Origin of the sequence: Paenibacillus ottowii (assembly GCF_006874425.1) — a bacterium.
GTDB classification, from domain to species: Bacteria; Bacillota; Bacilli; order Paenibacillales; family Paenibacillaceae; genus Paenibacillus; species Paenibacillus ottowii.
This window is the reverse complement of record NZ_VIJZ01000008.1, coordinates 118,904-143,927: the sequence shown is the minus strand read 5'-3', so window position 1 is coordinate 143,927 and position 25,024 is coordinate 118,904. Positions and strand designations below refer to the sequence as shown.

Genomic DNA, 25,024 nt, shown 5'->3' with positions numbered 1-25,024 from the left:
GAAGGGATTCTGCCTAAGGGCGGGGTCCCTTTGTTTGTGCCTTGACTTGCCTTCTGGTCGGATGTCAGGTACGATCAGTGGGTGGGGGGAACGGAAAATGGATGTAAAAACGGCCTCTAAGGCTATTCGCAAAGGCGATATCTCGCCAGTGTATCTGCTATACGGTAATGAAAAATATCAAATGAAGCAGTTTGTCGATCTGTTAAAAGAGAAGGTGGTGGAGGAGGAACATCGTGACTTCGCCATTATTTCTTATGATTTAACCGAGACGCCAATTGAGGTGGTTGTGGAGGACGCGGAAACAGCGCCTTTTCTGGTGCCGAAGAAGCTGATTATTGTACGGGATACCAGTGTATTTGCAGCAGGCAAAGATAACAACAAAATAGAGCACCGTCTTGAGACGCTGTTGACTTATATGGATAACCCGACTGACTATAGTGTCATCGTTTTTACGGTTCAGGCTGAAAAGTTGGATGAACGGAAAAAGATTGTCAAGAAACTGAAAAGTGATGCTTCCGTTATTGCCTTTGCTCCTATGGGTGGAGATGATCTTGTGGCTTGGGTCCATAAGCGTGCAGCAGAAAGAGAAGTGCAATTGGCAGCAGGGGCGGCTGAGAGACTCATACAATTCACGGGTACTGGGCTTCAATCCTTGGCTGCCGAGATCGATAAGCTGTGCTTGTACGCAGGAGCACAGGGAACGATCTCGTCCGCTGACATTGAGTCCCTTGTGCCTCGTAATACAGAGCAGAACGTATTTGCGATGGTTGAGGATCTGGCTAATTTGCGGTTGGATAAGGCGCTTAGTATTTTTTATGAGTTGCTTAAGCAAAAAGAGGAACCAATCAAGATCGCAGCTTTGATCACCCGACAGTTTCGCATTATGTTGCAGGTCAAAGAGCTGGCAGGTCAAAGCTATTCACAGCAACAAATTGCGAGTCAGCTCAGCTTGCATCCTTATGGGGTGAAAGTTGCAGGGGACCAAGCACGGCGTTTCCGTCCTGAGCAACTGCGCCAGCTTCTCTATGAGCTGGGCGAGCTAGACTATCATATGAAGACAGGTGTCGTTGACAAGGTATTGGGGCTGGAACTATTTTTGATGAAAATGGGAGCGGGTGCTTCAATCTAGTCCCATAAAGTTATAAACTAAAAAATCCTGATCAGCCAAGGCTGGTCAGGATTTTTTCATTAACGTATGAAAGTAGCTCTTGCTTACGCTTGAGCTGTAAGAGCGTTAAGTTTTTTCGCCAAGCGGGATTTCTTGCGAGCAGCTGCATTTTTGTGGATCAAACCTTTAGTTACAGCCTTGTCCAGCTTTTGGGAAGCTACTTTGAAAGCAGCAGCAGCAGTTTCAGCTTCGTTATTTACCAACGCTGTATCGGCAGCTTTTACTGCTGTACGAAGCGCAGATTTTTGGGAAGCGTTCAACGCACGGCGTTTGTCGCTAGTTTTAACGCGTTTGATAGCGGATTTGATGTTTGGCATTACATTCACCTCCTGTAAAGGCATTACTTATGAACACAAACGTTTCACAACTTAAAATATTTTAGCATGCCGTACCTCAAATTGCAATAAGAAAACATTCTGAGACGATGCAAACTACAGGATGAAAATGGATGTGCATAAACCTGTTGGGTGGCTCGCACACTATAGCCAGTGATGGTATATAAGGAGGGGTAAGAGATGGATCTGGATTTGCAGAAGTATGCAGTCCGCACGGATTTGGCATTAGAGGCAAGAGAACTGGCAGAACGAAATCAGCCTGTACCGCTGGCGGGTATAAATGAGAACGTGGAGGAAGATAACGGTATTAAAATTACACGGTTGGATGTATTAAATGAAGAAGGAGCCAACCGGATCGGACGGGTACAAGGGCATTACGTTACGCTCGAAGTACCTGGCTTACGTGAAGGCGACACTGGGCTCCAGCAGCGGGTAGCTATTACCTTTGCAAAAGAAATGGAGCATTTTATACAAAAAATAGGGATTTCTAAGACGGCAAAAGTGCTGGTGGTAGGTTTGGGAAATTGGAACGTTACTCCTGATTCGCTGGGTCCGCTTGTCGTTGAAAATTTAATGGTGACCCGTCAATATTTTGAACTGACACCTGATCAGATCAACCCGGGATATCGGGATGTGAGTGCGATTGCACCGGGTGTTCTGGGTATTACGGGAATCGAATCCAGTGAGATTGTTCAAGGTATTGTGGATCGCACAAAGCCAGAACTGATTATTGCTATTGATGCTCTGGCATCACGTTCACTGGAGCGTGTCAATACGACCATTCAGGTGGCGGACATCGGAATACATCCAGGTTCAGGTATTGGCAACAAGCGGCGCGGCATCACCAAGGATATTATGGGGGTTCCGTGTATCGCGATCGGTGTTCCCACGGTATGCTACGCCTCAACTATTGTCAATAATGTAATCGAATTGATGAAAACGCATTTTACCAAAGAAAAGGCTTCTACCAAAGTAATTCTGGGGATGTTGGATGATATTTCAGAACCTGAGAGACTCGGGCTGGTGAGAGAGGTACTTCAACCATTAGGGCATGATTTGATTGTCACTCCAAAAGAGATTGATGAATTTATTGAAGATATCGCAAATATCATTGCGACCGGATTGAACGCTGCTCTGCATGAGGCGGTTGCTCCTGACAATGTCGCCGCTTATACGCATTAATGAAAGGCTAGCAAAACCATCTTTCTAGACACAGACACAAAATCTCTATTTAACAGGCAGCCTATCTCTCTCAAAAAGGGATGGGATTGACCTGTAGATAGAGATTTTTGTGTTCTAGTAATTGTTCTCCGTTCATAGAGTTGAAGTATAAGAGATTTCCGCAACGGATAGGAACCCTGTGTTCTGAAGTAAAAAGCGGGTTTCGACGGGACGAAGGAGGACAAGCTCACATGAAAAAAATTCAGACCTGGAACGTCGGAAGATGGAGAAGAAAAGGTATCGAAATTTTGGCGATGGGACATACGCTTGTGCTGCTTATCATGGGCTCGGCGCTTTTATTTGTCGTTTTGGGATTAGGAGGGTTGGCAGAAAATCGTTTGCAAACCTCTCCTGTTTCTTCGATGAAAGGGTTGGCGGGCTCGGTGTCCAGCGGTTTTTTCGCGGATATGCTAGGTATGGAGGTACCCCATTTGGCACAAAAGAAGCAGCATTCTTCGTTGTCGGGGGAACAATGGTCACCATTTGTTTTTCAGATGCTTACAGGTATTAATCCGCAGGATCCCAAAAGCCTCATTGCTCGTGAAATTCCTGGTATGTCTGCGGGAGCGCCTGTCTTGCTGCGCAAGGGTTCGGGGAACATCAAGGTTGAGGGTCCTGAGGACTATCAGCCCGATCAGGGAACGACGGATACCCCTGGAGGATCAGACACAGCTGAGAACCCGCCATCTACTACACCGGATATTCCGACAACACCGGAAACAGACCCCGCCCGTAAGGATGATCCAGTTGATGCCGCCAAAGGAGAGAAGCGGATATTAATCTACCACTCTCATCCGAGAGAAGCATATAACCCATTATTAAGCAAAGCCAGTTCTAACCCCAATTCAGGTTCCAAATCAGCCAATGTATCAAGGGTGGGGGACTTTGTAAAGAAGAGACTGGAAAAGAAAGGGATATCCACACTGCATGTAAACAAGGATTATGCGGCCACCGTTCAAAATTACAATTGGAACTACTCTTATAAATATTCACGCGAAACCGTCAAGGAAGCTTTGGCTCAAAATAAAGGTTTAACTTATCTGCTTGATATTCATCGTGATTCTCAACGTCATGGAAAAACAACAGCCACTATTAATGGACTCTCTTATGCCAAAGTGTATTTTATCATTGGACATGACAACAAAAATTGGCGCAAAAACGAAGCTTTTGCCGCTCGTATTCATGAAAAGCTGGAAAAATCATATCACGGCGTATCGCGCGGTGTGTGGGGGAAAGATGGCGGCAAAGGAAACAACGGGGAATACAATCAAAGCTTGTCTTCCCATAGCATTTTGATTGAAATCGGGGGGATTGATAACACCGAGGAGGAGTTAAAACGGACCTCTGACGTTTTGGCGGACATGATCAGTGAAGTGTATTGGGAAGATCAGAAAGCACAAAAGGCGGGTACCCATGTATCTGACAACCAAAAGAGTGGCAATTAAATGAGGTAGTAGGAAGGGGGATATAAATGTCTGGACATTTTCGTAAAAAAGCGCTCGGATTTGTGCTTCTGGTCGGGGCAGGCGTGTTACTTGGCATGCAGCTGGCAGGCTCTGGCCTGCGCTCAGTCTATGGCCCGGAATGGGCTGAGAATCCAGTTTCATCGGTAACTCAAAAGAATGTTGAATATGAACAAACGGTGATTGAGGATACCCCGGCAGCTAATGCCCGAGCGTATAACCGTACGTATAATACAGGTGGAAAGGTCGAATCGGAGCCACAAACGGACATGAATGCAGAGAAACCAAACGAACGAAGCGAGGAGCAGAGCACACGTTGGACACATGAATGGGACACGAAAACTGCACAAGATGACAATACCCGGCAAGGTTTGGAGACACCTCGTGAACTGCTAGCCGTCAAGGCGCAACAGGCATCGGTGGATACCATGGCCGACAAGACGGCTGGACTGCTTCAAAACCTGTCAAGAAAGAGCATTCGCTGGGTTGTATCTGTATTTGACGGGGTAACAGAATAGAAATATTGCTGACCCCCCTTACAACTGCTATAATAAGCTGATTGATACTAGGCATTGTGTGGGGGTAAGGCATGACTGATATTTTGGCAAGACAACGTAAAATTCGGAACTTTAGTATCATTGCACATATAGACCATGGTAAATCCACGCTGGCTGACCGGATCTTGGAGTACACCGGTGCACTCACTTCCCGTGAAATGCAGGAGCAAGTGCTTGACCAGATGGAACTGGAGCGGGAGCGCGGGATTACGATTAAGCTCCAGGCAGTGCGACTCACCTATAAGGCCGATGACGGCGAAGAGTACATTTTGAATTTGATTGATACCCCGGGACACGTCGATTTTACCTATGAGGTATCCCGTAGTTTGGCAGCCTGCGAAGGTGCTTTGCTGGTAGTAGACGCAGCGCAGGGGATTGAAGCCCAGACACTGGCTAACGTTTATTTGGCACTCGACAACAATCTGGAGATTTTGCCGGTGCTTAACAAAATTGATTTGCCGAGTGCTGATCCTGAACGGGTTAAGCAGGAAATCGAGGATGTTATCGGCTTGGACACAAGCGAGACTGTACATGCTTCAGCCAAAGCTGGAATCGGTATCAAGGAAATTCTGGAACAGGTGGTCAGAAGTGTGCCTGCTCCGCAAGGAAATCCGGATAATCCGCTCAAGGCGCTTATATTTGATTCGCATTATGATCCTTATAAGGGCGTTATCGTATATGTACGTGTTGTGGATGGCAGTATCCGCGCAGGTTCGAAAATTAAAATGATGGCGACTGACAAAACGTTTGAAGTCATTGAGGTTGGAGCTTTCATGCCACGTATGACAATCGTGGACGAGCTGAATGTCGGTGATGTTGGTTTTATTGTTGCCGGAATCAAGCATGTGGGCGACACACGTGTCGGGGATACGGTGACGGATGCCAAAAATCCAACACCAGAGCCGATGCCAGGCTATCGGAAAATTAATCCGATGGTGTATTGCGGTCTGTATCCGATTGAAACATCGGAGTACAACGACCTGCGTGAGGCGCTTGAAAAGCTGCAGCTGAACGATGCTTCGCTTAGCTTTGAACCGGAAACATCCAGTGCGCTGGGCTTTGGTTTCCGTTGCGGTTTCCTTGGTCTGCTCCATATGGACGTCATTCAGGAACGTATTGAACGTGAATTCAATATTCCGCTGATTACAACGGCACCGAGCGTAATTTACCGTGTACAATTGACTAACGGGGAAACGATTGAAATCGATAACCCTTCCAACTACCCGGAAGTAGGACGTATTGAACATGTACAAGAGCCATATGTTAAGGCAGGCATCATTGTGCCAAATGATTATGTAGGTACGGTTATGGAGCTTTGCCAGACCAAGCGTGGTGAGTACGTGAACATGGAGTATCTGGATACAACACGGGTAACGATTACGTACCAGATTCCTTTGTCTGAAATCGTATATGATTTCTTTGATCAGCTTAAATCCAGCACCAAAGGATATGCTTCCTTTGACTATGAAATTTCAGGCTATCGCCAGTCTAATCTGGTGAAGATGGATATTCTGTTGAACGGCGAGCAGGTCGATGCCCTGTCGTTCATCGTGCATAGAGATCGGGCTTATCACCGCGGACGCATCATTTGTGAGAAGCTGCGCGAACTGATTCCGCGTCAAATGTTCGAGGTGCCAATCCAGGCATCTGTAGGAACAAAGGTAGTTGCGCGTGAAACCGTTAAGGCTATGCGTAAAAACGTCTTGGCCAAATGTTATGGCGGCGATATTTCCCGTAAACGGAAGCTGCTTGAGAAGCAAAAAGAGGGCAAGAAACGTATGAAGCAGGTCGGTAACGTAGAGGTACCACAGGAAGCATTTATGGCGGTACTGAAGATAGATGAGTAAAGCAGTTTGAAGTATTCGTCCATTCTTTCATGGGGCATTGGCCAGCATGAAGAATGGACGTTCTTTATTTGAGCAAGCTATTCAAGACGTAGATCTCGTTCAAGTTACAATCAGCGTAACAAAGCATAGTATCATTAAAACTTTAGCGTATCTCTAAGTAGAGTTTCTTTTACTGCAACACCTACACCATAAAAAATGATCGACTTGTGGTGGGCAGCAGCGGAGTGGGCCATTTGAATCTGGAGAAGCGTAGCGTTCGCCTTTACTCCCCAATTTTATCCCTAAGAGTGTTTATATAATAAAAAATTGGGGAGTAACAGCGAGCAGAAGATCAAATGGAACATGAAGCGGTTGGTCTCAACTCGGTTCATTTTCTCACTATACCCTGAAATCGACAAGGAGGATCGGTATGACCGCATCCATACAAAAACATGAATATTCATCCGCACCTCAAGCGGTTTATCTGCATATACCTTTCTGTACGAATAAATGCTTTTACTGTGATTTCAACTCTTATGTGCTCAAGGATCAGCCTGTTATGGAATATCTGTATGCCTTGGAACGGGAGATGGAACATACGGTCAAACTTCACCCGCCTGGAGAGATAAAGACCATTTTTGTCGGGGGCGGAACACCAACGACTCTCACTCCGAAGGAAATGGAATATTTCCTGAAGAGCGTTCGTACCTATTTTCCAAACTGGGCGGAAGATATTGAGTTTTCCATGGAAGCCAATCCGGGTACAACTGATTTTGAAAAACTTTCTGTGATGAAAGAAGGCGGCGTCAATCGACTCAGCTTTGGTGTGCAGGCTTTCCAGAATGAGCTGCTTACAGGCATAGGTCGTATTCATAGTACAGATGATGTCTATCGTAGTTTGGAAAACGCACGTAAGGCTGGCTTGGACAATCTGTCGATTGATCTGATGTTCGGTTTGCCGAACCAAACGGTGGATATGCTGGATGAAAGCGTCAGTAGAGCACTTGAGCTGGAGCTTCCTCATTACTCGATCTACAGTTTGAAGGTTGAAGAGAACACGCTTTTCCACACGCTGTACCAGAAAAATCAGCTGCCGCTTCCACATGAAGATGACGAACTGGAAATGTATTTACTCCTTATGCGCCGTATGAAAGAAGCGGGGTATGAACAGTATGAAATTAGCAATTTCGCAAAACCAGGTTTGGGAAGTAAGCATAATATGACTTATTGGCGTAATGAGGATTATTACGGTCTCGGCGCCGGGGCACATGGTTATGTCGGCAGAGAGCGTCACATGAACATTAAGGGTATTAACCCTTATGTGGAGGCTACTCGGAATGGTCTGCCGCGTCTGGATAGCTTTGAAGTGCCGACGGCGGAAGCCATGGAGGATTTCCTCATGGTCGGTTTGAGAATGCTGGAGGGTGTGTCCAAATCCCGCTTTAAAGCTCAATTCGGTCAGGCGTTGGAAGACATATTTACAGTGCCTCTCGGAAAAATGCTGAATGCGGGATTAATCGAATCGATCGAGGATGGGTATCGTTTGAGCGAACGCGGCATTTTATTCGGAAATGATGTATTTGCAGAGTTCATCGGGTCGATCACGGCAAATGCATAAGTTGCAGACTTCAATACAGCGCGTTTTCACCGTATAAGCTGTACTATCTTTGTATTACACCGTTCTGCCACAGCAGGGTAAATGGAGTATTGCGATTCTATGCGTAATGTTGTATATTTATTCATTATATGCGGCAAGCGGCAGGAGGAGAGCAAGATGGCTTCAGTGTGTAAAGATGTATTGTGCAGAAGTGCGGTTCCTGAGGATGTGGAGCCTTTATATCAAATGATTAGCGGCTATGCAGAGCGGGGGATTATGCTGCCACGTTCAAGGGAAGTGCTTACGCGCCAACTGGAGCTGTTTATTGTTGCAGAGGTGGATGGCCAGGTCGTTGGTTGTGGTTCTTTATGCAAATTGGGCGCTGATTTGGTAGAGATTCGCTCCCTTGGCATCTCTGAGGGACATAAAGGAATGGGGATTGGCTCCAAGCTTGTGGAGGGCCTTATTATAGAAGCACGGCGGCAACGTATTCCTAAAATTATGGCATTGACCTACGAGGTATCCTTTTTTATAAAAAACGGTTTTGATGTTGTTAGCAAAGAGATTTTCCCTGAAAAGGTATGGACCGACTGTATTCACTGCAGCAAGCAAAACAATTGCGATGAAATCGCAGTATTGAAAGTACTGAACTGACCTGGTAATAATGAGGTCAGTTCAGTTTTTTTTATCAGGACATAGTTGTGCGTATGTATTGCAGCTTGTAATGTTTGCCCTTGTTCATTTCTCGAAGTTTTGGAGCAACCACCAAATGAATTGATGATGAGGCTTCAGTTCCGAGGGTATTTCACTCAGGCTGCTTATGGGATGTTCCCCGTAATAATCCGTATCATTATAAAAGTATGTAGTGCCATCTAATGGAACTTGATGTTTGTATTTATACAAGGCGACAACGTATTTTTCAGACTCTCCGATTCGGCTTGGACGATATGTGTACTCTTTCCAATCGGCTGGTGTTAAATCATCATAATGTGATATAGCTGTAACACTATATTTTATTTGCTTGGGAATACTTGGACTGAATTCTTGCGGGTAAAATAAAATGGTATTCCACATGCTTAACAGAATGGTAGGGACCAGGATAAAGACACACCACAGAGTTCTTAATTTACGAATTAGATGGATTACGGAAATCATAAGGGCAGCGTTCAGAATAAAAGTTAGTGGCAAAGCAACGATTCTGCCTAGTCCTGTGTACGGAAACAATTCAATCAAAATGTAAAACATACAAATTGTGGGTAAGAGTGCGATTAGGGCGTATAAAAGGTTACGGCGCTGGCTTCTCAGATCTCATTCCTCCTTTAGGGCAATGAAGTTAAAACAGCTTGGGGACACAATCTCAAATTTTTCTGTTTTCCGTCCTTTAGATAAATACGGTTTGGATAAGATGAATAATGAGGTTTTAGGTGAAAAATTGCAAACCCTCTGTTTTGTCATAGTAATCAAATTGGATGTAATAAATATCATTCATTGAAAATACTGATCTGACTTGACAATGATCAGGTCGGTTTGGTATTTTTGTATTATCAGTTAGCACTCATCGCGAACGAGTGCTAATGATTCCATTTCACAATCATGCTATTATGGATAAACGATAAGGGGGGATTCGCTTGTTAACCGAACGTCAGAGACTCATTTTGAATGCGATTATTGATGACTACATCCGTTCGGCTGAGCCAGTGGGTTCCCGCAGCATATCCAAAAGGCAGGATGTCGGATTCAGCCCAGCCACGATCCGTAATGAAATGTCGGATTTGGAGGAACAGGGCTATCTGGAGCAACCCCATACTTCTGCGGGACGCATCCCGTCTCATAAAGGCTATCGTTATTATGTGGACCATTTGGTGCCGCTAAATACACTGAAGCCTGTGGAAATGCGGGAACTAAAAGCCTTTTACGCCGAAAAGCTGAATGTAATGGAACAAGTGATCCAGCATGCATCAGGCATTTTGTCCCATATGACCAATTATACTTCCATCCTGCTTGGGCCGGAGGTTTTTCATACTTCGTTGCGTCATTTTCAGTTGTTGCCGCTCAACGAAACGACAGCAGTGGCGATTATCGTGACCAATACAGGTCAGGTGGAGAATAAAACGGTGGATATTCCACCAGGAATCTCAATCTCCGAGATGGAAAAGGTTGTGAACTTGCTGAACAGCAAGCTGGTCGGTGTGCCGATTTATCAGCTTAAATCACGCCTTTACACCGCGCTTGGTCAGGAAATGGAGAAGCATGTGTCTCATTTTGAGGATGCTATGAAGGTGCTGGATAAAGCACTCGATAATGAATCGGATCAGCGCCTATATTTGAGCGGTGCGACGAACATGCTGAATCAACCTGAATTTAAAGATGTAGAGAAGGTTAAACATATTCTTGATCTGCTGGAGGAAACACCAACGCTGCTTAAACTGATGACCCCTGTAGCCGGAGCACCTGAAATTCAAGTCCGCATCGGTACGGAAAATGATCATGAGGCGTTTGCTAATTGCAGCCTGATTACTGCTACATATGCAGTAGACGGAGAAGCGTTGGGCACGATAGGTATATTGGGGCCGACGCGGATGGAATATGCGAGAGTTATTAATATTTTGGGTATCCTGTCTAAGGATTTGACCGCAATGCTAACGCAACGGTTTAAATAAAATAAGATCGCACAGGTTGCGGTCCTACATGTTCCGCGCTGGGATACGGTTTGTATCCTGCGCGGGTGCATTGTTGCGTGCTTTTGTAAGGGGAGTTACAACTTGAAGGAGGTGAAACATTTTGAAAGAAGAACAAGCGTTCCAAGATGAAAAACAACAAAATGTAAGCACAGAGGAAGCCGCCGAAACGAGCCAGCAGGAAGAGCCGGTGAATGAAGCGGCAGCACTGGAAGCCGAGGTAGAAGACACAGAGGTGGCCAAACTTCGTGCAGAGGCTGAGGAGCATCAGCAGCGGTTACTGCGTGCACAGGCGGATTTTGACAATTTTCGCCGTCGTACGCTGAAAGAAAAGGAAGAACTTGCTAAATATGCGTCTATGAAGCTGGTTACCGAGTTAGTACCTGTTTTGGATAACTTCGAGCGTGCGCTGGCAACAGCATCGCAAGGAGCGGAGTCTGAGTCATTCACGAAAGGGGTGGAAATGATTTTCCGCCAGTTTGAGAGTGTGCTTCAGGCAGAGGGAGTAACGGCCATGAATGCAGTTGGACAACCGTTTAACCCTGATTTCCATCAGGCTATTATGCAGGTAGAGAGCGAAGAGCATGATGAAGGCATTGTTGTTGAAGAGGTACAAAAGGGATACATGCTGAAGGACAAGGTGCTTCGACCAGCAATGGTAAAAGTTAGCATGTAACTTTTTCTATATACATTAGACTTACATCATTCTGATCAACTATTCTGGCCTGAGGGCCTCGTATATACAGAAGGAGGAATTGTCCGATGAGCAAAGTAATCGGTATTGACTTAGGTACAACCAACTCTTGTGTGGCTGTTATGGAGGGCGGCGAAGCCGTCGTTATTCCAAATCCGGAAGGCGCACGCACAACCCCTTCCGTGGTCGGTTTCAAAAAAGATGGGGAGCGTATTGTAGGGGAAACGGCAAAACGCCAAGCTATTACAAACCCGGATCGTACAATTATGTCCATCAAGCGCCACATGGGTACAAGTCACAAAGAAAACATTGATGGTAAGGAATATTCTGCACCGGAAATTTCCGCTATGATTTTGCAAAAGCTGAAAGCCGATGCTGAGGCATACCTAGGCCAAACGGTTTCTCAAGCAGTTATCACTGTTCCTGCTTATTTCAATGATGGTCAACGTCAAGCAACTAAGGACGCAGGTAAAATTGCCGGTCTGGAAGTTTTGCGGATTGTCAATGAGCCAACAGCAGCTGCATTGGCATATGGTATGGAAAAATCCGAAGACCAAACAATCCTTGTATATGACTTGGGCGGCGGTACATTCGACGTATCCATTCTGGAACTCGGCGATGGTTTCTTCGAAGTTAAAGCAACAAGCGGCGACAACAAGCTGGGTGGCGATGACTTTGACCAAGTGATTATTGATTACCTCGTAAATGAGTTCAAGAAAGATCAAGGTATTGATCTGAGCAAAGATAAAGCAGCTGTACAACGTCTGAAAGACGCAGCAGAAAAAGCTAAGAAGGAACTGTCCGGCGTATTGACAACAACTGTTTCCTTGCCGTTTATTACCGTAGCTGACGGCGTTCCACAGCACTTGGAGTTGAACCTGACTCGTGCGAAGTTTGAAGAATTGTCCGCAGATCTGGTAGAACGTACTTTGGGACCTACTCGTCAAGCGATGAAAGATGCAGGCATGAGTGCTAGCGACATCGACAAAATCGTTCTGGTCGGCGGCTCCACACGTATTCCAGCTGTACAGGAAGCCATCAAAAAGTTGACAGGTAAAGAGCCTCACAAAGGCGTAAACCCTGATGAAGTGGTAGCTTTGGGTGCGGCAGTTCAAGCAGGTGTATTGACAGGTGATGTGAAAGACGTTGTTCTTCTTGACGTAACTCCACTGTCCCTCGGTATCGAAACTGCAGGTGGCGTATTCACTAAAATGATTGAACGCAACACGACAATCCCTACGAGCAAATCGCAGGTATTCTCGACATATGCCGACAATCAGCCTAGCGTAGAAATTCACGTACTGCAAGGTGAACGCGAAATGGCAGCAGGCAACAAAACGCTGGGCCGTTTCCAATTGGGAGATATCCCTCCAGCACCACGTGGTGTACCGCAAATCGAAGTTACCTTCGATCTGGATGCGAACGGTATCGTGAACGTATCTGCTACAGATAAAGGCACAGGCAAAAGCCAAAAAATTACGATCACTTCTTCCAGCGGCTTGAGCGATGAGGAAGTAGAACGTATGATGAAGGATGCCGAATTGCATGCGGAAGAAGATAAGAAACGCAAAGATTTGGTAGAAGCGAAAAACGCTGCAGACCAACTGATCTACTCTGTAGACAAAACGATTAAAGATCTGGGCGAAAAAGCGGATGCAGGTGAAGTCGAAAAAGCCAATGCAGCTAAAGAAAATCTGCAAAAAACGCTGGAATCCGACAATCTGGAGGACATCAAAAAAGCTACTGAAGAACTGACTGAAATCGTTCAGCAATTGTCTGTGAAATTGTATGAGCAAGCCGCTCAAGCAGCACAAGCTCAAGAAGGAGCAGCAGACAACAAAGGCCGTGACAATGTAGTTGATGCGGACTATGAAGTTGTTGACGAAGATCAGAAGAAAGACTAAGCAACGGATCGGGTAGTGGCAACTTTACGGTATACCGGTGCTTTATGATATACTGGACAGTAATTAGCAGCGTAGCTGCCTTGATAAATAACAATTAGCCTAAGGGTAACCGTTATTTCCAAGATAAATAAGCATATTACGGGTTGTACTGCCTTGAAAGATGGGAAGGTCAAAGCCGGGTCATCCCGCGCCTTTGGCTTTCCTTTTATATGTAGTGCAGACACGTTGTAGGCATGGGGGTGGAACATTGGCTGATAAGCGTGATTATTATGAGGTGCTGGGTGTCGCAAAAGGCGCTTCGGATGAAGAAGTCAAAAAGGCCTACCGTAAGCTTGCGCGTCAGTATCATCCGGACGTGAACAAGGCTGCGGACGCTGAAGCAAAATTTAAAGAAGTAAAAGAAGCTTACGATGTCCTCAGTGATGGCCAGAAGCGGGCAAGATATGACCAATACGGTCATGTAGACCCGAATCAGGGCATGGGAGGCGGCTTCGGTGGTGCCGACTTCGGTGGCGGATTTGGTGATATTTTTGATATGTTCTTTGGTGGCGGCAATGGTCGACGTGACCCGAATGCACCGCAACGAGGGAACGATCTTCAATATACGATGACGATTGAATTCAAAGAAGCGGTATTTGGTAAAGAAACCGACATTCAAATTGAACGTACGGAAACATGCGATACGTGTCATGGTACAGGAGCCAAAGCGGGCACTCAACCACAGACCTGTTCCGTCTGCCACGGCAGTGGACAGGAAGAAGTGGTGCAGAATACACCGTTTGGTCGCATGGTTAATCGTCGCGCCTGCTCCAATTGCGGCGGTTCCGGTAAAATCATCAAAGAAAAATGTACGACTTGTAGTGGATCAGGCCGTGTCCGCAAGAAACGCAAAATTCATATCCGCATTCCAGCGGGTGTGGATGATGGCGCACAAATGCGTATCAACGGTGAAGGCGAAGGCGGGGTCAACGGAGGACCGGCAGGTGACTTGTACGTCGTATTCCGCGTGAAGTCGCACGACTTCTTTGAGCGTGAGGGAGACGATATCTACTGTGAAATTCCGCTGACGTTCTCTCAGGCAGCCTTGGGAGATGAAGTAGAGATCCCAACGTTGACTGAGAAAGTGAAGCTGAAAGTTCCAGCAGGCACACAAACAGGCACTTATTTCCGTCTTAAAGGAAAGGGTGTGCCAAAACTGCGCGGCGTAGGTCAAGGTGACCAGCATATTAAGGTAGTTGTGGTAACGCCTAGCAAGCTGAGTGAGGAACAGAAGGAATTGCTGCGTCAGTTCTCTTCGCTTAGTGGAGAGCAGACACATGAGAATGAGCAGTCCTTTTTTGACCGTGTAAAGCGCGCCTTCCGAGGCGACTAAGCAAAGTCGAAATCGCGGATCTTCAACCATGAATCCGAGGGGACTATTCCGCAGTGCGGGATAGTTCCCCTTTTTTGTATTTACGTAAACACATACATAACCATTTTTGTATAAGCAGTTGAACTATGAGCTTCTAGCAAGTAGAAAAGGGGTGAGTTTCATCAAAAAAATACGGACAAGACTGCGTCGTGGCAAGCCGCTATTAAAGCTTAGAGGTCTAATAACGCTGCTAGTTTGTTTGGTTATGGCGCTTGTGCTTTTGCCCGTAACCCTGTTATTTGCAGAGAGAGTTGAGCATGAAACGGAGAAGGGGCTTGAGGAAAAGGCAATGTCCATTGCGCGTACCCTCGCTCATACACCGCTTATTATTGAGCAATTGCAACAGACCTATTATTCTCCTGCCATGCAGGAATATGTGAAGAAGGTTTCATCGGCGAATCATGTCCAATTTGTCGTGGTCATGGATATGAAGGGAATTCGTAGAACACACCCGGATGCTAGGAAGATCGGCAAAGCCTTTGTTGGAGGAGACGAGTATACTGCCCTTCATGGTCAGGAGAGCGTGTCCGTTGCAAAGGGGACACTGGGCATGTCCATGCGGGCTTTTTCTCCCATATACAGTGTAACGGGAAAGCAGGTAGGGGCGATTGTCGTCGGTATATCCATGCAAGATGTGCAGAGAGCCCAGGAAGGCAACACGCGTCTTATTGCTATCGCCATTGGTATCGGGATGTTGATTGGCACAGAAGGAGCTGTTGTGCTGGCTCGTAAAATCAAAAACATGCTGGTCGGTCTGGAGCCGCCGGAAATCGCACGTTTGCTGGAGGAACGCAGCGCGATGTTGCAGTCCATTAAGGAAGGAGTCATCGCGGTGGATGAAGGCGGTCGTATCATGCTGATGAATGCAGAAGCGATCCGTCTACTCAGGCAAGCGGGGATTGAAGATTTTTCATTCTCTGGACAGGAAATTACGGTGTATTTATCTGCTTTCCGATTGCAGGAGGTGTTGGAAGCAAGCACTCCACGGATGGATGAGGAAATGGAGCTGGGTGGGATCACCTTGCTGACGACCAGTGTTCCGATCCGGGTCAAGGGAGCCATTGTCGGAGCCATTCTAACCTTTCGGGATAAGACGGAGATGAACCAGCTTGCGGAACGTTTGACTGGAGTTTCTCTGTACACAGAAGCACTACGTGCGCAGGCTCACGAATTTATGAACAAGCTGCATGTCATAATGGGCATGGTACACTTGCGAATGTACGATAAACTGGAGCACTATATTATGGATGCCGTCGAGCATCATCAAGTAGAGATCGGTACCATCACTCGGCAGATTAGGGACCCAGTTATGGCAGGGTTTGTGCTAGGAAAATTAAGCCGGGCCAGAGAGGCAGGGGTAAGTTTTGAACTGACTTCGGGGAGTCACTTGCCTGAATCCAGTCAAACCCAAACGACACATGAACTGATTACTATTCTTGGCAATCTGTTTGATAATGCGGTGGAGGCGATGGAATCTCTGGAGCATAAGCAGATTACCCTTTCACTTTATTATGAGGAAAACCGGCAGAATGGCTGTCTGACCTGTATCATGTGCGACAATGGTCCGGGTATATCGGAGGACCTTAGGGAGACTATTTTTGAAAAAGGCTTTTCGACCAAGGGAGAGTCACGAGGGATGGGGCTTTATCTGGTGACGCAAAGCGTAAAGAGGCTGCAAGGAAGTGTTAAATTGATCCCTGTCGAGCAAGGGTGCTGTTTTCAGATTACAATTCCATACAGTATAGCGGGGAATGATAAACATGATTAATGTCCTAATTGTAGAAGATGATCCGATGGTTGCGGAATTCAATCGCAAATATATGGAGCAGGTAGAGGGCTTTCAATGTGGTGGCTGGGCTTCTTCGGTGGAAGAGGCTAAGAAATATATAGCTGAACAAGCGATTGATCTGATATTGCTGGACGTGTATATGCAAGAAAGCAATGGCCTCGATTTACTGTCATTCATACGGGAGGCTGGAGTAAATGTGGATGTTATTGTCATCTCAGCTGCAAGTGACATGAGCAGTATCAAAAAAGCGATGAACTTCGGCGCGGTGGATTATTTGATCAAGCCTTTCCACTTTAACCGTTTTCTAGAGGCCCTGACCGGGTACCGAGAGCACATTAGTATTGTGCGTGAGCGCAGTCTACTGTCACAGGAAGAGCTGGACCGACTGATTTATCACAAAAGCATCACTAAAGACTTGACACGGTTGCCCAAGGGGATAACGAAATCCACGCTGGGTATGATATGGAATTGTATCCAGCAGCATCATAAAGCTCTATTTTCCACCGAGGATATTGCGGAGAGTGCAGGGATCTCCAGGGTATCTATGCGCAAGTATCTGGCTTTTATGACAGAGATTGAAGTACTCTCTATGGAAACCATCTATGGTACTATTGGACGTCCTGTTTACCAGTACCAGGTGTTGCCGCAGGCAGAAGGAATCATGAATAGTTATATTTAAACCTCCTTCTGATTACTTTAGTTACAAAAGTTAGTTCTTAGTTTTAAAACCAAATAAAGCGTTTTCCGTGGTGTAGAATGGGAACATGATCATCATTCTTCACTTTATGGAGGGAGATTTATGGAAAATGCTACAAACCAGCCTGTCATTCAAAAAGAGCAAAGATGGAGTAAAAATACTTTAGATGGGTTTAGGATGCTGGGCAGGGTAAAGGTGGGAGTTATTCCTCTTCCGCTGTATATTGTGATCGCGTTGATTGTTTATGCGGCAGCAATTACAGAAAGACTTCCGAACGATCTGTTGGGCGGATTTGCCGTCATCATGATTTTAGGTATACTGCTCAGTGATCTGGGGGCGAAACTTCCATTACTCAAACATATAGGCGGGCCAGCCATTCTATCCCTTATGGTTCCATCGTTAATGGTATTTTGGAATATGTTCAGTCCATCTGCCTTGGGGGCTGTGCATACGCTTATGAAAACCTCAAATTTTCTTTATTTTTACATCGCATGTCTCGTAACAGGAAGCATTCTTGGTATGGATCGCAAAATGCTGCTGAATGGAATTGTCAAAATTTTTGCCCCCATTATTATAGGATCTATTGCTGCGGTTGCCGTTGGTATGGTGGTGGGTATGGCTTTTGGCTATAGTGCTTATCACACATTTTTTTTCATCATCATTCCGATTATTTCCGGTGGCATTGGAGAGGGCATTTTACCGTTGTCCATTTCGTATGGAATGGTACTGGGGAAGGATTCTGCGGTATTCGTCTCCCAGTTTATCCCGGCTGCAATTATCGGTAACATAGTTGCAATCATAGGTGCAGGTGTCTTGAAAAGATTAGCGGAGAAAAAACCAAACACTTCGGGTAACGGGAAGTTGTTGAAACTGGAGAAAGAAGAAGGTAAGTTGGCTCCAGTAAACTTGGGACAATCTGTTTCTTTTCCGTTAATGGGAGGAGGTCTGCTGTTGGCCTGTACTTTCTTTATTGTGGGTAAGCTGCTAGAGCCATATCTCCATATTCCTGGCCCGATTCTCATGATTCTGGCGGCGGCATTAATTAAGTGTATTCAGATCATGCCGAACTCATTGGAGCAGGGAGCTTTTCATTTATACAAATGTATCACGGCTAGTCTGACGTGGCCCCTGATGGTAGGGCTAGGTATTTTGTATGTGCCGTTAGATAGTGTAGTAGGAATTTTGACGGTTCCGTATGCGATCACTTGCGCATCTGTAGTGGTTGCATTGATTGTTACTGGATATTTCACCGGAAAATGGATTAACATGTATCCTGTAGAAGCTGCTTTGGTGACCAGTTGTCGCGGCGGATTAGGGGGCACAGGTGATGTAGCCATTCTGTCTGCATCCAATCGGATGGAGCTGATGCCTTTTGCCCAAATTGCAACACGGATTGGAGGAGCAGGCACGGTCATTTTAGCCACCTTGTTACTCCAATTTTGGAGCTAATGAGTTTCAACCTAGATATAACAGTCTAATTAAATAAACTTATGAGAGGACGGAGAGGAACATGAGCAGTTTAACAGATGAAATCAGAGAATTACACGAAGGTGGCAAAATGGAGACCTTACCCAAGAAACGAATTGAAACAATGGAGGGGTTGTCCAAAGTTTACACACCAGGTGTGGCCCAAATTTGCATGGAAATTGCCAATGACCCAGAAAAAGCGTTCCAATTAACAATCAAAAAAAATACAGTAGCAGTCGTTTCAGATGGGACGGCGGTCCTTGGATTAGGGGATATCGGACCAGAGGCTGCTATGCCTGTGATGGAAGGTAAAGCGGTGCTGTTCAAACAGTTTGCAGGTGTCGACGCATTCCCCATCTGTCTCAACACAAAGGACCCAGATGAGATTGTTCAAATTGTCAAAATGATCGCTCCAGCATTTGGCGGCATTAATTTGGAGGATATATCTTCGCCACGCTGTTTTGAGATCGAGCGACGGTTGAAGCAGGAACTCGACATTCCAGTATTTCATGATGATCAGCATGGGACAGCAGTCGTTGTATTAGCGGGTCTGGTCAATGCACTAAAGGTATGCGGCAAAAAAATGGAAGATATCAAAGTAGTATTTGCCGGTATCGGTGCGGCGGGTATGGCCTGCTCACGCATGCTGCTCAAGGCAGGGGTGCGCAACCTGATTGGCGTTGATCGGCAAGGAGCCATTCACCGTGGTGTAGAATACAGCAACCCGCATTGGACAGAATTTGCGAACATGACTAACCCGCATAATTTAAGTGGAAGCTTATCCGAGGTGATTGTGGGAGCTGATGTGTTCATCGGTGTGTCGGGTCCAGATATACTGACTGTGGAAGACATACAGAGCATGGCAACTGATCCTATAGTGTTCGCTATGGCGAATCCGAAGCCAGAAATTGATCCGACCGTAGCCTTACCTTATGTGCGTGTGCTTGCTACCGGCCGCTCCGATTTTCCTAACCAGATTAATAACGTGCTGTGCTTCCCGGGAATTTTCCGTGGTGCTCTGGATTGCCATGCCAAGACGATTAATGAGGAGATGAAACTGGCTGCCGGGCTTGCCATCGCTGATGCCATTTGCCCTGAGGAGCTAAGTGAAACTTATATCATACCGGATGTTTTTAATCCTAGGGTGGTTCAAAAGGTACGGGATGCTGTTATTCGCGCAGCCTGGGAGACGGGAGTAGCCAAGTCAGGTGAAGCTCCAGCTGCTAATTTACATCTGTAAAAGTTATATTCTTCACAAACTTTATTTCACAGTCTTGCCCTGTTGTTCTCGATAACGCCTGTATCCGTTTAGCCTTTCGTGGAGAATATAAATTCTTGCCAATGAGCAGGCTATAACAAAGCGTAACGATCCATGTTCTCAAACAAGCGTTGCGCTCAATTACTACACAGGGGGATTTTGGAATGGGCGAAAAAAATATTTTGGCGTATTTCAAAAGTCCTGAGGAAGCACAGGGAGCCGCGAGAAAACTGGAAGCTCTCCGGGTAACGGATATGTCGATAGATCGTTTTAGCCGGTATCCGCGGCAGTCTACGGGCAACGCCGGACTGCCTGTATTTTCGGGACAGATTAACAGCTTGTCTTCACTAACGCAGGGAGTAGAATTTACAGATCGCAGTCCGGCGATACTGGCTGCGGCTGATCCTGTTGCCAGTGGCATGAGTGACGGAGGACAGGGTGGACCTACGGGCCGCGATATTTTACTGACTGCTGTGGTGGATGAGTCCATTCATCACCAGGCCATGTCCATCGTAGAACAAGCGGGTGGAATGCTGTGAAAAGTTTGGAAGGAGCAGTGACCGATGCCTAGAAACAAAAGGTTTGATAAAGTGCTGACCAAAACCGAGAAAATCAAACGCATGCAATCTGCCAAAAACGAGGATGTTGAGTTCTCGGCAGAGCTGGCAGATTCAGAGGATCTGGAAGCGATTCGGCGTAGTGAAGTTGCTGACCGCCGTCAGCAGCGTATTATAAACGACAGCGAGTAGAATACAATAAGGCGGGAATCCCAGTTATAAAGATAATTTGTGGGATGGCCCGTCTTATTTGTTTTTTCTCAAGCAATTCCAGAACGAGCTGGAGAAATCGGAGCAGGAAGATTACCAGCTTTTTTGAACTCCTATGCGAGTATATAGTACAATGTAATGTATGCATGTGAAATGAGGAGGAAATGTAAACCATGTTGTGGAATGAAATTACAATACATACAAGCGAGGAAGCTGTCGAAATGATTTCGAATTTTCTGCACGAAGCAGGTGCAGGAGGGGTTTCCATTGAAGAATCCGGTTCGCTGAACAAGCCGCGGGATACGTCTTATGGACAATGGTATGATCGCCCTTTGAATGATATTCCTGAAGGACAAGCGGTCATCAAAGGCTATTTTGCCGAAGAAGTGAACATGGACGGTGTGCGCGCACAAATTGAGCCGCGAGTGGAACAATTGAGAACATTTGATATTGACCCTGGAGAGGTTCGTTATGAGCTGAAAACGGTCAATGAAGATGACTGGGCTAATGCCTGGAAACAGTATTTCAAGCCATTACGTGTATCGGATCATTTGACCATCAAACCGACTTGGGAAGAGTATGAACCTGCGAGTGAGGATGAAAAAATCATTGAGCTCGACCCGGGTATGGCCTTTGGCACTGGAACACATCCGACAACATCCCTTTGCCTGAGAACACTGGAATCCGTAATTCAGGGTGGAGAAGAAGTCATTGATGTCGGTACGGGCTCCGGTATCTTGGCCATTGGAGCGATAAAGCTGGGAGCAAAGCATGTACTTGCCTTGGATCTTGATCCGGTGGCGGTATCCAGTGCATGTGAAAATACGCGTTTGAACGGGCTGGAGGAACGCATCACCATCAAAGAAAGCGATTTGCTCTCTGTGCTCAATGCAAGCGATCCAACGCTGGGAATTCAACTGCCAGTCAAGCTGGTGGTAGCTAATATTTTGGCTGAGATCATTTTGCTGTTCATTGATGATGTATATAATGCCCTGGAGCCAGGTGGTATTTATATTGCTTCTGGGATTTGGAAAAACAAAGAAGAGGCAGTCGAAACCGCGTTGAAGGCAGCTGGTTTTGAAATTGCCGAAATCAACCGAGATGAAGATTGGCTGGCGTTTGTGGCGAGAAAGAGGTAAGCATGGATTTTTTACAAAGTATTTTTCGTGTAAATTTAAATGTCCTTCCATTTTATTTGCTGGCTGTGATTATATCGTTTACGGTGCATGAATTTGCGCATGCGTATTATGCCAATAAATTTGGCGATCCTACGGCCAAGCTGCTTGGACGGGTGACTTTAAATCCGGCAGTTCATATTGATCTGCTGGGTACACTGTTACTGCTGATCGGTGGCTTTGGCTGGGCCAAGCCAGTTCCGGTGAATCGTGACAATTTTAGCCGTCCGCGCCTGATGGGCATTATTGTATCGGCTGCTGGCCCGCTGAGCAACTTGCTGCTTGCATTTGTGACGACCCTGATCTATGCTATGCTCCTTCATTTTCAAGTATTGCCAGGAATGGAGAACCAGCGGGTGGCGCAGGCAATCTATTTGTTTATCAATGCGTTGATCAATTTGAACCTGTTTTTGTTTATCTTTAATTTGATCCCACTGCCTCCACTTGACGGCTATCGGATTGTGGAGGATGTGGCTCCTACTCGTGTGCGCCGCAAGCTTCAGCAGTTTGAGCAATGGTCAATCTTTATTTTCCTGCTTATACTAGTAATTCCACCGGTACGAGCTATAACGATTGAACCTCTTTACACGCTGGCTCAGATGATTTATATACAATTTTTGCAGTTTTCTTTTTACATTACCGGATTGTTCGGAGCCTAAGGGCTCCTTTTTTTATGAGAATGGGTATAACGTGAATGGAAGAGGGAACAGACTGGTCATACAGGCGCAAAAGATGATATGATGGTGCTTGGTGATTTATTCGGAATTTGTACGGAACGTTAGTAATATTAGTTATTTTTAGAATAGGTGTGAGAGAATGCAGCGTTATTTTATTCCGGCAGAGCAATTTCTAGAAGATCACGTTATTGTTACGGGTGAGGATGCACGGCATATTGCCAAAGTCATGCGCGGCCGTAGTGGTGACAAAATTATAGTCAGTGACGGGGGATCCAGGGAAGCGCTGGCTGCATTGGATACAATTGAGCAGGATCATGTGAAAGCGACGATCATCGAGCCACTGGAGATGACCTCTGAACCATATGTTCAAATCACCATTGCGCAGAGTCTTCCTAAAGGGGACAAGATGGAGACGGTGATGCAAAAATGTACAGAAATCGGAGCCACCGGTTTTGTTCCGTTCTTATCCGAGCGTACAGTTGTGCAATATGATGCCAAAAAGGAAGGCAAGCGACTGGAGCGTTGGCGCAAGATTGTGAAGGAAGCGGCTGAGCAAAGCCATCGCAACCGGATTCCGGAAATTAGCGCACCCCTGACGTGGAAAGAACTTCTGCCTTCTTTTGCTGGGTATGATTTGATATGTTATTGTTATGAAAAAGAGCAGGGTCGGCAGCTACGGGATGTAATCCGACCTTTCGCAGAACAATGGGCGTCCGCAGACAAACCACGTGTGCTGGTGGTGGTAGGCCCGGAAGGCGGCTTTACCGAAGCGGAAAGCCTGGAGGCCGAGCAGGCTGGGGCACAGTCTACAGGACTGGGAAGACGTATTCTGCGTGCTGAAACCGCAGGTATGGTTGCATTAGCATGCATTTTATATGAGACAGGAGAAATGGGAGGGGTTTAATATGCCATCAGTGGCATTTTACACATTAGGCTGTAAAGTAAACTTTTATGATACAGAAGCGATCTGGCAGCTGTTTAAAAAAGAAGGGTATGAGCAGGTGGATTTTGACGAGCAGACTGCTGATGTCTACTTAATTAATACATGTACGGTTACGAATACTGGTGACAAAAAGAGCCGTCAGATCATTCGTCGCGCGATTCGCCGAAATCCGGATGCCATTGTGGCGGTGACGGGCTGTTACGCTCAAACTTCTCCAGCTGAAATTATGGATATTCCAGGTGTGGATCTTGTTATTGGTACGCAGGATCGGGATAAGATCATTCCGTTTGTGAAGGAGATCCAAGAGTCGCGTCAACCTGTAAACGCGGTGCGTAATATAATGAAGACCCGTGTGTTTGAGGAAATGGATGTGCCTGATTTTGCTCATCATACACGTGCGTTTCTAAAAATTCAGGATGGTTGCAATAACTTCTGCACCTTCTGTATTATCCCGTGGTCGCGGGGCTTATCGCGCAGCCGTGATGCCGCGAGCATTATCACACAGGCGCGTCAGTTGGTGCATGCAGGCTACAAGGAAATCGTACTCACGGGTATCCATACCGGTGGTTATGGTGACGATATGGATAATTATGATCTGTCCGATCTGCTGTGGGATCTGGAGAAAGTAGAGGGGCTGGAACGTATTCGGATCAGCTCGATTGAAGCCAGCCAGATTGATGAAAAAATGCTGGATGTGCTGAATCGCTCTAATAAGCTGGTTCGCCATTTCCACATACCGCTTCAGGCAGGGGACGATACGGTGTTGAAACGGATGCGCCGCAAATATACGACGGAAGAGTTTTATAACAAAATGCTTATGATTCGGAAGGCAATGCCAGATGTAGCGATTACAACAGACATAATTGTCGGCTTCCCTGGGGAAACGGACGAAATGTACCGTAATGGCTATGAGTTGATGAAAAAAATCGGGTTTTCGGAGATGCACGTATTCCCGTATTCCAAGCGTACTGGAACACCTGCGGCACGTATGGAGGATCAGGTGGACGAGGACGTGAAAAATGCGCGTGTGCGTGAGTTGATTGAACTATCAGAGCAAATGCAGCTGGCATATGCTGAGAAGTTTGTTGGTCAGGTGCTGGAGGTTATTCCGGAAGTAGCCCCTAAAGGGACCGAAGATAGCGGCATACTTTACGGTTATAGCGACAATTACATTCAACTGGTGTTTGAAGGTAATAAGGATCTGGTTGGCAAGGTGTGCCGCGTAAAGCTGACGAAGGCAGGCATTAATGAAAGTGAAGGTCAATTGGTCCGCGTATTGGAAAATGGGCTGCAAACAGCTTTGTAAAAAAAGAGCCTGACCAGGCAATAGTGATGGCCAACAAGGATTTCGCCTTTCCTTACAGAGAGGACGGAATCCTTGTTGCGCAAGGAAAGGA

22 protein-coding genes are annotated in these 25,024 nt (G+C 46.2%); 21 read left to right on the top strand and 1 reads right to left on the bottom strand.

All coding sequences use genetic code 11. The features are described from left to right. Positions 1 to 97: 97 nt before the first annotated feature. Positions 98 to 1,129, top strand: coding sequence for a DNA polymerase III subunit delta (holA, locus tag FKV70_RS18700; protein ID WP_063210059.1), 1,032 nt, complete (start codon positions 98 to 100; stop codon positions 1,127 to 1,129). Between the two features lie 83 nt (positions 1,130 to 1,212). On the opposite strand, the gene rpsT is transcribed toward holA, so the two are convergent. Then, positions 1,213 to 1,485 carry a 30S ribosomal protein S20 gene (gene rpsT / locus FKV70_RS18695; RefSeq protein WP_014282531.1) on the bottom strand — a complete coding sequence of 91 codons (273 nt, stop codon included), beginning with the start codon at positions 1,483 to 1,485 and terminating at the stop codon, positions 1,213 to 1,215. A gap of 198 nt (positions 1,486 to 1,683) precedes the next feature. On the opposite strand from rpsT, the gene gpr reads away from it, so the two are divergent. From gpr to mtaB, 20 genes are all read left to right on the top strand, one after another. Then, a complete protein-coding gene (gpr, locus tag FKV70_RS18690; RefSeq protein WP_142613791.1) occupies positions 1,684 to 2,685 on the top strand; it encodes a GPR endopeptidase in 1,002 nt (333 codons plus the stop codon). Positions 2,686 to 2,915: 230 nt separating this feature from the next. After that, a complete protein-coding gene (locus FKV70_RS18685) occupies positions 2,916 to 4,169 on the top strand; it encodes a stage II sporulation protein P (protein ID WP_142613790.1) in 1,254 nt (417 codons plus the stop codon). 26 nt (positions 4,170 to 4,195) lie between these two features. Continuing rightward, entirely contained in the window at positions 4,196 to 4,705 is a 510-nt protein-coding gene (locus FKV70_RS18680; RefSeq protein WP_063210062.1) for a hypothetical protein, read from the top strand. A gap of 71 nt (positions 4,706 to 4,776) precedes the next feature. Next, complete coding sequence (gene lepA / locus FKV70_RS18675) at positions 4,777 to 6,591, top strand: translation elongation factor 4 (protein ID WP_063210063.1); 1,815 nt, start codon at positions 4,777 to 4,779, stop codon at positions 6,589 to 6,591. 409 nt (positions 6,592 to 7,000) lie between these two features. Continuing rightward, positions 7,001 to 8,188, top strand: a complete 1,188-nt coding sequence (hemW, locus tag FKV70_RS18670) for a radical SAM family heme chaperone HemW (protein WP_142613789.1) — start codon at positions 7,001 to 7,003, stop codon at positions 8,186 to 8,188. 156 nt (positions 8,189 to 8,344) lie between these two features. Beyond that, positions 8,345 to 8,821, top strand: coding sequence for an N-acetyltransferase (locus FKV70_RS18665; RefSeq protein WP_017428176.1), 477 nt, complete (start codon positions 8,345 to 8,347; stop codon positions 8,819 to 8,821). Between the two features lie 974 nt (positions 8,822 to 9,795). Continuing rightward, on the top strand, positions 9,796 to 10,827 hold the full coding sequence (gene hrcA / locus FKV70_RS18655) for a heat-inducible transcriptional repressor HrcA (RefSeq protein WP_063210066.1): 1,032 nt from the start codon (positions 9,796 to 9,798) through the stop codon (positions 10,825 to 10,827). 121 nt (positions 10,828 to 10,948) lie between these two features. Beyond that, on the top strand, positions 10,949 to 11,521 hold the full coding sequence (grpE, locus tag FKV70_RS18650) for a nucleotide exchange factor GrpE (protein WP_064796013.1): 573 nt from the start codon (positions 10,949 to 10,951) through the stop codon (positions 11,519 to 11,521). Between the two features lie 86 nt (positions 11,522 to 11,607). Continuing rightward, positions 11,608 to 13,443, top strand: coding sequence for a molecular chaperone DnaK (dnaK, locus tag FKV70_RS18645; RefSeq protein WP_063210068.1), 1,836 nt, complete (start codon positions 11,608 to 11,610; stop codon positions 13,441 to 13,443). 247 nt (positions 13,444 to 13,690) lie between these two features. Next, a complete protein-coding gene (gene dnaJ, locus FKV70_RS18640) occupies positions 13,691 to 14,815 on the top strand; it encodes a molecular chaperone DnaJ (protein ID WP_063210069.1) in 1,125 nt (374 codons plus the stop codon). Between the two features lie 151 nt (positions 14,816 to 14,966). After that, positions 14,967 to 16,622: a DcuS/MalK family sensor histidine kinase gene (gene dcuS / locus FKV70_RS18635; RefSeq protein WP_142613788.1), complete on the top strand. Its 1,656-nt coding sequence runs from the start codon at positions 14,967 to 14,969 to the stop codon at positions 16,620 to 16,622. Beyond that, positions 16,615 to 17,322 carry a two-component system response regulator DcuR gene (gene dcuR, locus FKV70_RS18630; RefSeq protein ID WP_063210071.1) on the top strand — a complete coding sequence of 236 codons (708 nt, stop codon included), beginning with the start codon at positions 16,615 to 16,617 and terminating at the stop codon, positions 17,320 to 17,322. Before dcuS ends, dcuR begins: the two co-directional genes overlap by 8 nt. A 120-nt stretch (positions 17,323 to 17,442) precedes the next feature. Next, positions 17,443 to 18,789: a 2-hydroxycarboxylate transporter family protein gene (locus FKV70_RS18625; RefSeq protein WP_142613787.1), complete on the top strand. Its 1,347-nt coding sequence runs from the start codon at positions 17,443 to 17,445 to the stop codon at positions 18,787 to 18,789. 61 nt (positions 18,790 to 18,850) lie between these two features. Further along, positions 18,851 to 20,047, top strand: a complete 1,197-nt coding sequence (locus FKV70_RS18620; protein WP_063210073.1) for an NAD(P)-dependent malic enzyme — start codon at positions 18,851 to 18,853, stop codon at positions 20,045 to 20,047. 182 nt (positions 20,048 to 20,229) lie between these two features. Then, positions 20,230 to 20,604 carry a hypothetical protein gene (locus FKV70_RS18615; protein ID WP_063210074.1) on the top strand — a complete coding sequence of 125 codons (375 nt, stop codon included), beginning with the start codon at positions 20,230 to 20,232 and terminating at the stop codon, positions 20,602 to 20,604. A 24-nt stretch (positions 20,605 to 20,628) separates the two neighbouring features. Further along, on the top strand, positions 20,629 to 20,814 hold the full coding sequence (locus FKV70_RS18610) for a YfhD family protein (protein WP_142613786.1): 186 nt from the start codon (positions 20,629 to 20,631) through the stop codon (positions 20,812 to 20,814). Positions 20,815 to 21,005: 191 nt separating this feature from the next. After that, on the top strand, positions 21,006 to 21,971 hold the full coding sequence (gene prmA, locus FKV70_RS18605; protein WP_142613785.1) for a 50S ribosomal protein L11 methyltransferase: 966 nt from the start codon (positions 21,006 to 21,008) through the stop codon (positions 21,969 to 21,971). 2 nt (positions 21,972 to 21,973) lie between these two features. Beyond that, a complete protein-coding gene (locus tag FKV70_RS18600) occupies positions 21,974 to 22,666 on the top strand; it encodes a site-2 protease family protein (RefSeq protein WP_063210077.1) in 693 nt (230 codons plus the stop codon). Positions 22,667 to 22,823: 157 nt separating this feature from the next. After that, positions 22,824 to 23,588: a 16S rRNA (uracil(1498)-N(3))-methyltransferase gene (locus tag FKV70_RS18595; RefSeq protein ID WP_142613784.1), complete on the top strand. Its 765-nt coding sequence runs from the start codon at positions 22,824 to 22,826 to the stop codon at positions 23,586 to 23,588. Between the two features lies 1 nt (position 23,589). Continuing rightward, the gene (mtaB, locus tag FKV70_RS18590; protein WP_063210079.1) at positions 23,590 to 24,933 is read left to right on the top strand and encodes a tRNA (N(6)-L-threonylcarbamoyladenosine(37)-C(2))-methylthiotransferase MtaB; all 1,344 of its coding nucleotides are present in this window, start codon (positions 23,590 to 23,592) and stop codon (positions 24,931 to 24,933) included. Positions 24,934 to 25,024 lie beyond the last annotated feature (91 nt).